This window comes from Cobetia sp. PS-4MA (genome assembly GCF_057670765.1).
Genome location: NZ_CM173107.1, coordinates 1,980,439 through 1,994,408, shown reverse-complemented (window position 1 = coordinate 1,994,408; position 13,970 = coordinate 1,980,439). Strand labels below are relative to the sequence as shown.

Genomic DNA, 13,970 nt, shown 5'->3' with positions numbered 1-13,970 from the left:
CTCCTTGTAATCGTGAGCGACGGCGCTGGATGGACAGGTGACAGCCGTCGTCATGCATTGGCCGGTTGAAGGGCCGTACGCTAGCGGTTGGAAATGCCCCACATGCTGAACAGGTACTTGCGGATCGCGAACAGGAACAGCAGCGCCGGGACGACCAGGATCAGACCGCCGGCGTATTTGATCTCGGCGGGCGACTCGGAAAGGCTCTGGACCAGAAAGGCCGTCAGGGTGCGTTTCTCGACGGTGAGAATCGCCGAGGCGAACACCTCGTTCCACGAGATCACGAAGGCGAATACCGCAGAGGCGGTGATGCCCGGCGCGGCCAGCGGCAGCACCACGCGGCGGAAGGCCTGCCAGCGGTTGCACCCCATCAGCCAGGCGGCTTCCTCGAGTTCCACCGGAATGCCCATGAACAGGCTCGAGGTGATCAGCACCGCGAAGGGCAGTGCCAGGGTGGCGTGGACCATCGCCAGCCCCAGGATGGAGTCATCGATGCCCACCTGGATGAAGATGACGGCCAGCGGCAGCGCCAGCAGCGGCATCGGGAAGGCCCGCGACAGGATGATGACCAGACGAAAGGCGTTCATGCCCGGGAACACGAAGCGGGCCAGCGCATACCCGGCGGGAGCGCCGAGCACGATGGCGATCACCATCGTGAAGGCGGCGGCCAGCAGCGAGTTGCCCAGCGCACTGATCACGCCCTGGTAGTGCCAGAAGAAGTCGAGGGTCTCGAAGCTCAGCGCTGGGGTCAGGGTCTTGGGCCAGCCGCTGATCTGCTCCGGGGTGCTGACACTGTTGAGCATCAGCAAAGCGATGGGCACCAGCACCCACAGCACCAGAATCGCGACACCGGCACGGAACAGCCATTTCCAGGCCATGTCATGACGGCGTGGCTTGTGTGCGCTCTGCGCCTGCGCCGGGGCCTGGGAATCGGAACGAGAAGGCACGGGAGCCGGCATGATGGCCTCGGATGTCGTGGATTTCATCAGCGTGCCTCCTTCGGAACGTTGAGGAACTTGAGGTAGCAGCCGGTGATGACCACCGAGATCAGCATGATCAACACCGCGTAGGCGGAGGCGGCGCCGGTCTGCTGATAGAGGAACTGCCAGTCGAAGGTCTCGCTCATCAGTACCGGCATGTCGCTGCCGCCCAGCATCATCACCACCGCGAAGACTTCCAGCGCCAGCAGGGTGCGCAGGATCAGTGCCGACTGGATGCTCGGGCGCAGCATCGGCAGGGTGATCTTCCACAGGCGCTGCCAGTAGCTGGCGCCGAACACCTGACCGGCCTCGTCATATTCCTTGGGGATCAGCCCCATGCCCGACACCAGGATCACCAGCACGATGGCGGTGCCGCGCCAGATTTCCGCGACCACGACCGCCAGGAACAGCGCGAAGGCGTTCTGATAGTTGAGCCACGAGGTTGGCGCATCGATCACGCTGACCGCGCTCAAGAAGCTGTTGAGAAACCCGAACTGCTCCAGGATCGCCAGCCAGATGATGCCGGCGGCCAGATCGGAGATGCCCAGCGGGATGGTCCAGATGTAGAGGATGCTGTCGCGCCCCTTGTTCATCTTTGTGACCATCAGCGCCATGCCGATGGCCAGCACCAGCTGGACTGGCACCACGACACCGGTGAGCAGCAGGGTGTTCTTGAGCGAGGGCCAGAAATTGAAGTCCTGATAGATGCGCGTGAAGTTGGCGAGGCTCACGCCGCCGTCAGGCTGGGTGAAGGCCTGGGCGAAGATCTCCAGAAAGGGGTAGAGGAAGAAGGCGCCCATGAACAGCAGGCTGGGGGCGATCAGGTAATAAGGTAGCCAGCGATCGTGCTTCATCTTTGCTCACCTTTGACGTTGTTGTGATGGCGTGTCGGAAGGGTTTCGTGGCACCGGGTCGGCATGACAGGGGTTGGCGTACCGTCATGGCGACCCGTCGAGGGGTGCCGTTGCTGCTGCTTGTGTTGCAAGTGATGCAAGTGATGCGAGTGATGCGTTCTGTCGGTGCTGTCGAGCGACGGCTCGAGTGAGCGAATTACTTGACCGGGCAGGGGCCGTCGCTGGGCGTGTCCGGCAGCCAGCAGCTGGCCCCTGCGGTGTCGATCAGCGTCTGCAGGCGTGGGGCGAGAATATCCAGCGTCTCCTCGATGTCGGCGTCGCGCAGCACGATCTGCACGAAGGCATCGCGGTAGATCTTGTTGAACAGGCCCGCCTGTTGCCCCAGGCCGCTGGGCAGCAGGGACAGCACGGCATCCTCGGCGGAAGACTGTGTCGCCACCGCCTTGCCGGACATGCGAATGCTGGCGGGCAGATCATCGGGCAATTCAGCGGTGACCACGGGGAAGAAGTTGGTGGCGCGCAGGGTGCGAATCTGGGCCTCGGGCGTCATCAGGTAGCGGATCAGCTTGCGACTGGCTGCGGGGTCGGAGGCATTGGCCGGCATCGCCAGCCCTGCCACCACCGGCATGTAGCCGCGACCGCTGGGGCCTGCCGGCGCCGGGAAGGCCACGAAGTCATCGGGACGCTTGTTGAAGGCATCCTTGAGGCGCGCGGTGTGATCGAACGCCACCCATACCTCGCCATTGAGCAGCGGTTCCTGCATGAAGCCGTAGGCGGTGGAGCGTGGATTGGTCACCGCCCAGATCTCGCGGAACTTCTGCCACATGGCCACGGCATCGGCGCTACGGAACTCGCGCACCACCGAATGGGTGAAGGACGGGTAGAGATAGCCTTCCAGGAAGCGGTGGATCAGCCCCTTGCGACCGGCCGGGAAGCCCAGCTTGGGCTGGCCGGTGGCGGTCTCGAGATTGCGCCCCCAGGCCAGCAGCTCGTCATAGCTCAGTGCATCGAGATCCGCGCCTTCGGGCAGGTAGGGCAGCGCCTTGCGATTGGCCGCCATGATGTAGGTGGCCTGCATCCAGGGGATGTAGCGCTGCTGCTCGCCGCCCAGCTTGCCCAGTGTCAGGTATTGCTCGCTGATGCCCTTGTCCTTGAGCGTGCTTGCCAGCGTATCCAGTGGCGCGAGAATGCCGGGCGTCAGCGAGCCCAGCTCGCCATGCAGGCCGCCGAGCAGGTCCAGCGCGCCTTCGGGACTCGACTTCTCCGCCTCCAGTCGTGACAGGAAGGTACCGGTTTCCTGCGGCATGTAATCGATGGACTCGGCGTAGGGTGCCAGGGCGATCTCGCGCATCTGCTGGGCTTCTTCCAGCGGCCTTGCCTGGGTGCTGAAGAAGGTGAGGTCAGCGAGGGCGGAGGTGCTGCCCAACAGTGCCATCACGGCGAGGGCGGTCGGCATCTTGCGCATGGGTGTCTCCCGGGGCGGGTAGTGGGATGAAGAGGCAGCGTTCACGGGCGGCGCGTCAGCCAGTGGTATCGCGCAGAAGAAGCTCGTAATCGAAACAGCGGTGGCGTGGCACACCCTCTCGCGGGGCCAGTACCAGCTCGATCAGCGCTTGGCTTACGGTCTCGAAGGAGATGTCCAGCGTGCTCAGGCTGGGTTGCTGGTACATCAGCGGTGGCAGGTTGTCCGCCCCGATGATGGCGATATCCCGCCCGGGCGTACGCCCGCTCTCGCTGACGGCTTCCATCACCCCGTAGGCGAAGATGTCGCTGGCGCACACGAAGGCGGTGGGGGCATCGGCACTCGCCAGCACCTCTCTGGCGACCTGATAGGCGCTGGCGTAACCGTGGGGGCAATGGCGCGAGCTGGGGGCGAGGCTGGCCTCGCGCATGGCCTGCAGATAGCCGGTCTCACGCTCCACCGCGGTATAGAGATCGCTGAAGAAGTTGAGGAACAGAATGTTGCGATGTCCTTGCTGGATCAGATGGCGAGTGGCGCGCAGGAAACCATCGGCGGCATTGATGTCGACCCAGTCGTGCTCGTCGGCGCGGCCGGTGCGACCGTGGGTGACGAAGGGGACACCGCTGTCGAGCAGGAAATCGACGCGCGGGTCCTGGATGCAGGTACGCGCCACCACGAAGGAGTCCACCTTGCCGCCATCGATGAAACGCTTGTAGGTCTCCAGCTCGTCGCGGTCTTCCGGCACCGTAGTGACGATGAGGTCGTGCTCCGGTGCGGCATCGTGCAGTGCCTGCCCCAGCGCCACCAGCAGGCGGGTGTTGAACTGGTCACGAAAGTCGCCCTGGGCGCCGTTCATGATGTAGCCCACCGAGGAGGTGCGGCCGGTCTTCAGTCGGCGTGCGCTCTGGTTGGGTTGATAGCCCACGTCGTTGGCGAAGGCCTGGACTCGTTCACGTGTCGCTACGCTGACATCCTCGAACCCCCCCAGGGCGCGAGAGACGGTGGTCACCGAGAGCCCCAGTTCAGTGGCGAGATATTTCAGCGTGATCTTCGGTGGCATGGTGCAGGTCTCTGACAAGGTGTCTGGCAAGGTGTCAGGTCGTGAAATCGCTGAAAAGCATCTTCCGAAACGTTTCGGATGGATCATTTCACTAAATTTGGCGCCCCCGCAATGCTTTCGATACCAAAGGATATGTTGGTAATGATTCGTAATTTTCAGACGTTACGCCAGTCTGTTGCGTTGGCGCTGATGACACGCTGATTGAACGTTTCACGACATCGTGAACCGGGCAGTGAAGAGGGCACTCAAGGGGGCTGACGAGGGAACTGACGAGGGCAATCAAGAGGGCAATCAAGAGGGCAGCAACGAGAACGCCCCGCAGGGCGGGGCGTCGTGGGGATGGCATGTGTCAGCCGAGAGGTGAGCCGTCGCGGGTCAGCGGCTCTGGGGTTCGAGCGCTGCGGCCTGTTCGCGTCGGGTGGGACGAACCAGGCGGCCCTGCAGTTCCTCAAGCGAGACACCCTTGGTCTCGGGCATGAAGAACAGCACGAAGATCAGTTGCAGTAGCATCATTAAGGCGAAGAAGGCAAACACCGGCCCACCGCTGAAGTGGCTGAGGATGGTCGGCATCAGCAACGCGATCAGGGCCGCGAAGATCCAGTGTACGGAGCTGCCGAAGGACTGGCCCATGGCGCGTACCTTGTTGGGGAAGATCTCGGAGATGAACACCCAGATCACCGTGCCCTGACTCATGGCATGCGCCGCGATGAACACGCCCAGCAGGATCGGCACGCCATAGCCGCCCATGGCGGAGAAGTCCTCGAGATGGAAGGCCCAGGCGATCAGGCACAGCGACAGCAGATAGCCGGCCGAGCCGATCAGGATCAGGGTGCGGCGGCCCAGCTTGTCGATCAGTGACATCCCCAGCATGGTGAAGACCAGATTGATGACCCCGATCCCGGCCGTCGAGAGCAGGGCGGCGCTCGATTCCAGCTGCGCCTCGGCCAGAATGCGTGGCGCGTAGTAGATGATGAAGTTGATGCCGGAGAGCTGATTGAAGGCCGCGATCAGGAAGGCGAACAGGATCGGCAGACGATAGCGCCAAGCGAACAGACGGGTGTGCTGCTTGGCACTTTCCTCTCTTTCCGTGCCACGGATGATGGCGATTTCCTCGGCGATGTCGGCCTTGGGGTTGATCAGTCGGATGATCTCGGCGGCAGCCGCCTCGTCATTGCGCTTGAGGATCAACCAGCGCGGGCTGCGCGGTACCTTGCAGATCATCAGCAGGTAGAGCGCCGCCGGCACGGCTTCCACCCCCAGCATCCAGCGCCAATTCTCACCATCGACGAAGCCGATGAAGTAGTTGGAGACGAAGGCGATCAGAATCCCGAAAACGATGTTGAACTGGTAGAGCCCGACCAGCGCTCCACGGCGCTCGCGGGGGGCAATCTCGGAGATGTAGATGGGCGCTGCCACGGAGGACGCGCCGACACCGAGCCCCCCCAGCAGGCGGAAGAATGAGAACACATAAGGGTCGGTGGCCAGCGCCGAACCCAGCGCCGAGACCAGATAGAGGATCCCGATCCCGATCAGGGTCGCGCGGCGGCCGAAGTGATCTGTCGGCCAGTTGCCGAAGATGGCACCGATGACCGTGCCCCACAGTGCCATCGACATGATGACCAGGCCGTGCATGAGGTCGCTGAGACCCCACTGGCTCTGCAGAGAGGTGTCCGCACCTGAGATGACAGCGGTATCGAAGCCGAACAGGAAGCCGGCGAGAGCGACCGTGATCGACCATTGAAGAATGCGTGGCATGGCGTAGCTCATCCAATGAGGCGTGAAGGAAAGACAGCGATTCGCGGAGGTTAAACGTTCAAGAGTGTAAAGGTGAATCGTGTCACCTGACAATAATAGTCTAACGTGAGCGATAACGTTTATCCGCTATACCTTAGGGTGAGAGGCGCGCCTAGCGATAACCGAGGCACCGTCACGTGCCTTTTTTGATGGCTAATATCAATTAGTTATCAATTAGGTATTACGGTTATTCCAAATTGATTTATCGTTATTCTATTTTTGTGTTCGCGCCTGGGCAGGCGTAGGCTGAAGTCCATTCACCCTTGATTGACTCAGGAGGCCGAAGGATGGCAACCCCGACACTGCAGCCCCATGTCGAGAGCTTCTTCGACGAAGACAGCAATACCTTCACGCATCTGGTGCGTGACCCGCACTCCCGGCGTTGCGTGATCATTGATCCGGTACTGGATTTCGATTACCCCGCAGCCCGCACCACCACGCAGTCGGCGGATGCCCTGCTGGCCCACATCGCGGACGAGTCGCTGGAGGTGGAATGGATTCTCGAGACCCACGTCCATGCCGACCACCTGTCGGCCGCCGCCTACCTGAAAGACAAGCTTGATTGCCAACTGGCGATCGGGGCACGCATCCGTGAGGTGCAGGACATCTTTGCGGACATCTTCGCGGCCGAGGCGGGTTTCGCGCGTGACGGACGTCAGTTCGACCGCTTGCTGGAAGAGGGCGACAGCCTGGCCATCGGCGGGCTTGAATGCCGCGTTCTGCATACTCCGGGCCATACGCCGGCCTGCGTGAGCTATGTGATCGGTGACGCCGTCTTCGTCGGCGATACGCTGTTCATGCCCGATTACGGCACCGCGCGCTGTGACTTCCCCGGCGGTGATGCGCGCACCCTGTACCGCTCGATCCACAAGGTGCTGGCGCTGCCTGACAGCACCCGCCTGTATCTGTGTCACGACTATTCCGCCGAAGGGCGCGAGGGCTTCTGTTGTGAGACCACGGTCGGGGAGCAGCGCCAGCACAATATCCACGTGCACACCGGGATTGATGAAGCGGCCTTCGTGGCCATGCGTTCGAAGCGTGATGCCGGGCTTGGCATGCCGCGCCTGATGTTGCCGGCGGTCCAGGTCAACATGCGGGCCGGCCAGATGCCGCCTGAGGACGCCAATGATCAGGCCTATCTCAAGATTCCGCTCAATCGTTTCTGACCCTCGCCGCCTGCACAGGTAAATAAATGACGTAGACTTCTTACGTGTCTATGCCCATTTTCTTTTCAAGGAGTCACGGATGAACAATCCCGCCAGCGATTCAGCCTCATCACCGTCACCAGCAACCAGGGGCGAGACGACTGTCACGGTGCCCCCCAATGCCCACAAGGTGGTGATTCTGGGAGGAGGGGCCGGCGGGATTGCCGTGGCTGCCAGCCTGCTCAAGCGTCAGGCCGGCATGGATGTCGCCATCGTCGAGCCATCGGAGCAGCACAGCTATCAGCCGGGCTGGACGATGGTCGGCGGCGGGATCTTCACCCCGGAGTCCACTCGCCGGCCGATGTCCACGGTGATGCCCAAGGGCGTGCACTGGTATCGCGAGTCCGTGGTGGGCATCGACGCGGACGCGCATGAGGTCACGCTGGGGGATGGGCGCAAGCTTCGCTATGAGCGTCTGGTGGTGGCCATCGGGCTTGAGCTGGACTGGGCGGCCATCGAAGGCCTCGAAGAGACCCTGGGCAAGAATGGCGTCACCTCCAATTACCGCTATGATCTCGCGCCTTATACCTGGCAGCTGGTGCAGTCCCTGCGCAGCGGTCGTGCGCTGTTCACCCAGCCACCGATGCCGATCAAGTGTGCCGGCGCCCCCCAAAAGGCGATGTACCTATCCTGCGATCACTGGCAGCGTGAAGATGTGCTCGGTCAGCTGGAGGTCACCTTCCACAACGCCGGGGGCGTGATGTTCGGCGTACCGGCCTATGTGCCTGCGCTGGAAGAGGCCGTGAAGGGCTATGGCATCGAGGTGCAGTTCCATCAGCGTCTGATCGCCGTGGATGGGGAAGCGCAGACGGCGCGTTTCGAGGTGGCGGCGGCCGAGGAAGGCGGTGAGCCGCAGATCGTCGAGCAGTCCTTCGACATGCTGCATGTGGTACCGCCGCAGAAGGCGCCGGCCTTGATCAAGGACTCGGGGCTTGCCAACGCCGCTGGCTGGCTGGAGCTTGAACCCGAGACCCTGCAGCACATCACCCATCCCGACATCTTCGGACTGGGGGATATCAGCGGTACCTCGAACGCCAAGACCGCCGCGGCCGTGCGCAAGCAGGCGCCGGTGGTGGTGGAAAATCTGCTCGCGACCCTGGCCGGCGAGTCGCTGGCGGCGGGCTATCGTGGCTATGGTTCCTGCCCGCTGACGGTGGAGAACGGACGCATCGTGCTGGCGGAATTCGGCTACGGCGGTGAGCTGCAGCCGACCTTCCCCAAGTGGCTCAATGACGGTACCCGCCCGACGCGTCTGGCCTGGCAGCTCAAGGCACGTGGCCTGCCGTTCATCTACTGGAACCTGATGCTCAAGGGCCATGAGTGGCTGGCGCGTCCGGCGTCACGCGATGTCTGAGCCGTCCGAGCTGACCAACGCACGCTCGCGCGGCGCGCTGGCCCGCTGGCTGCCGCTGGCGGGTTGGCTTGCCCAGTATGATCGCCAGAGCCTCGGGCGAGATCTGCTGGCGGCGGTGATCGTCAGTGTCATGCTGGTGCCGCAGGCGCTCGCCTATGCGCTGCTGGCGGGGCTGCCGGCGCAGGTCGGCCTGTATGCCAGCATGTTGCCGTTGGTGCTGTATGCGCTGTTCGGCACCAGCAGCACGCTGGCCGTCGGGCCGGTGGCGATCATCTCGTTGATGACGGCGTCTGCCATCGCAGGCATGAGCGGTGCCGATGGTACCGCGCTCTCGACGCCCGAGATGCTCGCCGCTGCGCTGCTGCTGGCGCTCATCTCCGGTGCCATGCTGGTGGCAATGGGGCTGTTGCGGTTGGGGGCGCTGGTGAATTTCATCAGCCACCCGGTGATCTCCGGGTTCATGACGGCCTCCGGTGTCCTGATCATCGCCAGCCAGCTCGGGCCCATGAGCGGCCTGCGCCTGAGTGGCGGCAATCTGCTCGAGATGGGGGGGGCGTGGCTGTCATTGCCGCAAGGGGCCGGCGTGCATTGGCCGACACTGGCCCTCGGGCTGGGCTGCTGGGCCGCCCTGACGCTGGCGCGTCGTCATCTCAAGCAGGGCCTGATGGCCCTCGGGATGCGCGAGAGCGCGGCGGGCATGCTGTGCAAGACCACGCCGATCCTCGCCGTCATCCTGTCCAGTCTGCTGGCCTGGGGCCTGCGGCTTGGCGAGCAGGGCATGGCACTGGTCGGCAGCGTGCCCGGCGGCTTGCCCACCCTGAGCCTGCCGTCCCTTGTCAGCAGTGACTGGTCGGGACTGCTGGTGTCGGCGCTGCTGATCAGCGTGGTCGGCTTCGTCGAGTCGCTGGCACTGGCCCAGACTCTCGCCGCGCGTCGGCGTCAGCGCATCGACCCCGACAAGGAGCTGATCGCGCTGGGGCTCTCCAACATGGGCGCAGGCGTCAGCGGCGGCATGCCGATCTCGGGCGGGCTGTCGCGCTCGGTGGTCAACTTCGATGCCGGGGCGGCCACGCCACTGGCGGGGGCCTTCACGGCCATCGGCATTCTGCTCGCCAGTCTGTGGTTGACGGACTGGCTGGCGTGGCTGCCACGTGCGACGCTGGCGGCCATCATCATCGTCGCCACCAGCAGTCTGATCGACCTAGCGGCGATCAGGCGCACCTTCCGCTACTCGAAGGGCGATGGGGCGGCCCTGATGATCACGCTGAGCATCACCCTCGTGCAGGGGGTGGAGAGCGGCATCATCGTCGGGATCCTCGTGTCACTGGGGCTCTATCTCAAGCGCACCAGCCAGCCGCACAGTGCGCTGGTCGGACGCGTGCCGGGCAGTGAGCACTTTCGCAATGTCGAGCGACATGAGGTCGAGACCGACCCGGAGCTGGCGATACTGCGTATCGATGAGAGCCTGTATTTCGCCAATGCGCGCTATCTGGAAGACACCGTGCTGGCGTTGGTGGCCGAACGCCCCTCGCTCAAGCACCTGGTGCTGGCCTGCCAGGCGGTCAACCTGATCGATGCCTCCGCGCTGGAAAGCCTGGAGGTCATCAATGAACGCCTGACGGCAGCCGGGGTGTCGCTGCATCTGAGCGAAGTGAAGGGCCCGGTGATGGACCGCCTCAAGCGCTCTGAGCTGCCGGTCAACCTCGGCGGCGAGATCTACCTCAGCACCTTCGATGCCTGGCAGGCGCTGAGCATCCACGGCAGCCATTGTGGCCAGTGCTGCGCACGGGATGGGGTCAGCCAGACGGCGGCGGCCGGCTGATTGGAATAGGAGAAGGCGCTGGTTTCATGGGAAAGCCGTAAAGGAAAAGTGGTGAAGTAAAAACCGTGAACGAAAACGCCCCGCCTCGGGGACTGCCGAGGCGGGGCGTTTTCGTCATCTGATCAGGCAAGACGCTCAGCCAATACGTTCAGTCAAGTACCGGCCCGATGATGTGCTTGACCTCCAGATAGCCCGCCAGGCCCCACGGGCCCAGCTCGCGGCCGATGCCGCTGCGCTTGAAGCCACCCCAGCTGGCCTGTACCAGCGGCAGCTGCTCGCTGTTGTACCACACCACGCCTGCACGCAGACGGCGGCCGACCTGCTGGGCGCGCCTGGCATCACCACTGACCACCGTGGCCACCAGCCCGAAATCGCTGTCGTTGGCGAGGCGAATCGCCTCGGCCTCATCCGCCACGCGACGTGAGCACAGCACCGGCCCGAAGATCTCCTCACGCCACAGACGGCTCTCCACCGGGACATCGGTGTAAAGCGTCGGCGCCACGAAGTAGCCCTTGGTCGGCAGGCTGCGATGGGTGTCATCGCGCAGCGCCGTCAGGCCTTCCTCGCGCGCCACATTGAGATAGCCCAGCACGGTGTCACGTTGGCGGGCGCTGGTCATCGGTCCCATCTGGGTGGCGGCGTCCAACGGGTCCCCCAGCACCAGTGCATCGATACGACTGGCCAGGGCGGTGTGCAGGTCATCGGCGATGGCCTCATGCACCAGCAGCCGCGAGGTGGCGGAGCAGATCTGCCCGGCATTGAAGTAGATGCCGGCCATCACCCAGTCAGCGGCGTCGTCGATGTCGGCATCTTCCAGCACGATGATCGCTGACTTGCCGCCCAGTTCCAGCGACACCCCACGCGTGCCGCAGGCCGCCGCCTGCATGACCTTCTCGCCGACCACATTGCTGCCGGTGAAGGAGATCTTGTCGATGCGCGGATGACGGGTCAGCGGCGCGCCGATACCTTCACCATCGCCGTGCAGCAGGTTGAACACGCCTGCCGGCAGTCCGGCTTCCAGCGCGATCTCGGTCATCACCTGTTCCGGCAGTGGCGTCACTTCAGATGGCTTGATCACCAGGGTGCAGCCCGCGGCGAGCGCCGGCGCGACCTTCCAGGCACTGGTGACCAGCGGGAAGTTCCACGGCGTGATCAGTCCCACCACGCCGGCCGGCTCCTGATAGCTGTGCGCCGCATAGCCCTCGACATCATGCGCGACCACCGCGCCCTGACGGGCATCCAGCGCGCGTGCCTGCTCGGCGTAATAGCGGTAGCAGCCGATGGCGTCATCGAGATCGATCTCGGCCTCGGCGCGAATCTTGCCGTTGTTGCGGCACGACATATCCACCAGCGCTTCCCGGCGAGATGTCAGCCCCTCGGCGAAGGCCTCCAGATAGACCGCACGCTCGTCGCCACTCAGTGCCTGCCAGCCCTCGAAGGCATTGGCAGCCGCCGTGACGGCGGCCTCCACATCACGCGCATCCCCCGCCGTCACCTCGGCGATGACGGTTTCCTCGAAAGGATTGGTGACCGCTAGACGGCGCTCGCCGTGGGACTTGACCCACTCGTTGTTGATGAACTGCTGATCGAGCTTGTGCATTGAAGTAGCTGACATGGGAGTTCCTTGCCGCCAGTGACATACGGGGGACTGGCGGTCATTGTTCAATGTTGTGAAGAGATGCGATGCGCCGAATCGGACTCAGCCGGCGATCGAGCGCTGCCACCCGGCCGCGTCGATTTCCACCAGCAGCGGGGCGCTAGCGTCGCGCTCGTCCAAGGCGACCTGCAGTGCCGGGGGGGAATCGATGGCGACGGCGGCGCAGCCGAAGCCGCGGGCCAGCAGCTGGAAGTCGGGGGCCTGGATGTCGACGCCCAGACGCGTGACGCCGGCGTTGTCCATGAAGCGGCGAATCTCTTCATAGCCCTGGTTGTGCCACAGCACGATGACGACCGGCAGCTGTTCTTCCACCGCGCAGGCGAGTTCCGACAGCGTGAACATGATGCCGCCATCGCCGACCAGCGCGATCACCGGCAGGTCCGGGCGGCCCAGGGTCGCGCCCATCGCGGCGGGCAGGCCGTAGCCGAGCGTGCCGTAGCCGGTGGAGGCATTGAAGTAACGGCGCGGTGCCGGCTGGCTGAGCAGGTGGTTAGCCGCGTAGACCGTCGCGCAGGAATCGCCGACCCAGATCGCCTCCGGCAGCGCTTGCTGGAGGGTGTCGAACAGCGGCACGTAGGGCGCGAAGGCCGGGTCGGTCGGCAGGGCGAGGGCTTCCAGCGTGGCGGCGGTGATCTGCGCGCCGCGACCTGTGCCTTTCGGGTTGCCCTTGAGGTCAGCCAGACGATCGGCGAGCGTCTCCAGCGCCAGGCTGGCATCGGCGACGATACCCAGCGTGGCGGCATGATTGCGCGCCAGCTGCTCGGGGTCGATATCGATGCGGATCAACTCTCCGCCGATCACGAAGCCATCATCAAACACCACGTCGTAATCGGTCTCGCCAAGCTCGGTGCCGATCGCCAGCACCACATCGGCGTCGCGCGCCAGCTCGCGTACCGCAGGCAGTGCGGCATTGGCGCCGAGATCCAGCGGGTGGGCGCCGCCGAGCAGGCCCTTGGCATTGATGGTGGTGACGGTGGGGGCATCCAGCGCCTCCACCAGTTGACGCGCGGCCTCAGGCGCGGCGACACAGCCACCGCCCAGCAGTACCAGCGGGCGCTCGGCGCCTGTCAGAAGGGCCACGGCCTCGTCGATCAGCGTCGGGTCCGGCGCGAGACGCCCTATGCGTGAGCGCGTGACGTCATGGGTGGTGCGACCGGCAGGCAGTGGAATCTCGGCATTGAACAGGTCGATGGGAATCTCGAGATGCACCGGGCCGGGGCGGGCACCCTCGAACAGCGCAAAGGCGCGGGCCAGCACTTCCGGCAGCGCGGACGGGTCGAGCAGGGTGTGGCTGAAGCGCGCCACGCCCGAGACCAGCTGCTGCTGGCTGGGCAGCTCATGCAGACGCCCCTGGCCCCGCCCGAGGGTATCGGAGCGATTGACGCTGGAGATCACCAGCATCGGGATGGAGTCGGCCAGCGCCTGGCCCATCGCGGTGGTGATGTTGGTTATCCCCGGGCCGGTGATGATGAAGCACACTCCGGGCTTGCCAGTGCTGCGGGCATAGCCATCGGCCATGAAGCCGGCGCCCTGTTCATGGCGCGGGGTGACGTGGCGAATGGTGCGCGCGGCGGGATCAGCATCCGGCTCCAGGCCCCGGTAGAGTTCGACGGTATGTACGCCGGGAATACCGAAGACGGTATCGACGCCGTAGGTGTCACGCAGCAGTCGGATCAGGAGTTCAGCACAGGTCATGGCAGGCTATCCGGCAGACGGGAGCGCCGTGGCGCCCCCGGAAGTCATGAGGAAAAGGAGTCCTAGGAAAAGGAGTCCTAGGAACAG

General features: G+C 64.3%; 10 protein-coding genes. 3 read left to right on the top strand and 7 right to left on the bottom strand.

Features of this window, described 5'->3' with window-relative positions:
* Positions 1-80: 80 nt before the first annotated feature.
* From AC26AR_RS08475 to AC26AR_RS08455, 5 genes are all read right to left on the bottom strand, one after another.
* Entirely contained in the window at positions 81-986 is a 906-nt protein-coding gene (locus AC26AR_RS08475; protein WP_488107868.1) for a carbohydrate ABC transporter permease, read from the bottom strand.
* Positions 986-1,834 carry a carbohydrate ABC transporter permease gene (locus AC26AR_RS08470; protein ID WP_077375970.1) on the bottom strand — a complete coding sequence of 283 codons (849 nt, stop codon included), beginning with the start codon at positions 1,832-1,834 and terminating at the stop codon, positions 986-988. The genes AC26AR_RS08475 and AC26AR_RS08470 overlap by 1 nt, the downstream gene beginning before the upstream one ends.
* A gap of 196 nt (positions 1,835-2,030) precedes the next feature.
* On the bottom strand, positions 2,031-3,299 hold the full coding sequence (locus AC26AR_RS08465; RefSeq protein ID WP_141391550.1) for an extracellular solute-binding protein: 1,269 nt from the start codon (positions 3,297-3,299) through the stop codon (positions 2,031-2,033).
* Positions 3,300-3,354: 55 nt separating this feature from the next.
* A complete protein-coding gene (locus AC26AR_RS08460; RefSeq protein ID WP_279874886.1) occupies positions 3,355-4,356 on the bottom strand; it encodes a substrate-binding domain-containing protein in 1,002 nt (333 codons plus the stop codon).
* Between the two features lie 375 nt (positions 4,357-4,731).
* Positions 4,732-6,204 (bottom strand): sugar porter family MFS transporter, encoded by a 1,473-nt coding sequence (locus AC26AR_RS08455; protein ID WP_488107867.1) that lies wholly within the window; start codon positions 6,202-6,204, stop codon positions 4,732-4,734.
* Between the two features lie 233 nt (positions 6,205-6,437).
* Here AC26AR_RS08455 and AC26AR_RS08450 point away from each other — a divergent pair, with 233 nt between their 5' ends.
* From AC26AR_RS08450 to AC26AR_RS08440, 3 genes are all read left to right on the top strand, one after another.
* On the top strand, positions 6,438-7,316 hold the full coding sequence (locus AC26AR_RS08450) for an MBL fold metallo-hydrolase (protein WP_488107866.1): 879 nt from the start codon (positions 6,438-6,440) through the stop codon (positions 7,314-7,316).
* Between the two features lie 79 nt (positions 7,317-7,395).
* On the top strand, positions 7,396-8,709 hold the full coding sequence (locus AC26AR_RS08445) for an NAD(P)/FAD-dependent oxidoreductase (protein ID WP_488107865.1): 1,314 nt from the start codon (positions 7,396-7,398) through the stop codon (positions 8,707-8,709).
* Positions 8,702-10,531 (top strand): SulP family inorganic anion transporter, encoded by a 1,830-nt coding sequence (locus AC26AR_RS08440; RefSeq protein WP_488107864.1) that lies wholly within the window; start codon positions 8,702-8,704, stop codon positions 10,529-10,531. Before AC26AR_RS08445 ends, AC26AR_RS08440 begins: the two co-directional genes overlap by 8 nt.
* Positions 10,532-10,679: 148 nt before the next feature.
* Here AC26AR_RS08440 and AC26AR_RS08435 read toward each other — a convergent pair whose 3' ends face one another.
* Both AC26AR_RS08435 and AC26AR_RS08430 read right to left on the bottom strand, forming a co-directional pair.
* On the bottom strand, positions 10,680-12,146 hold the full coding sequence (locus tag AC26AR_RS08435) for an aldehyde dehydrogenase family protein (protein ID WP_488107863.1): 1,467 nt from the start codon (positions 12,144-12,146) through the stop codon (positions 10,680-10,682).
* Positions 12,147-12,230: 84 nt separating this feature from the next.
* Entirely contained in the window at positions 12,231-13,883 is a 1,653-nt protein-coding gene (locus tag AC26AR_RS08430) for a 5-guanidino-2-oxopentanoate decarboxylase (protein WP_488107862.1), read from the bottom strand.
* Positions 13,884-13,970 lie beyond the last annotated feature (87 nt).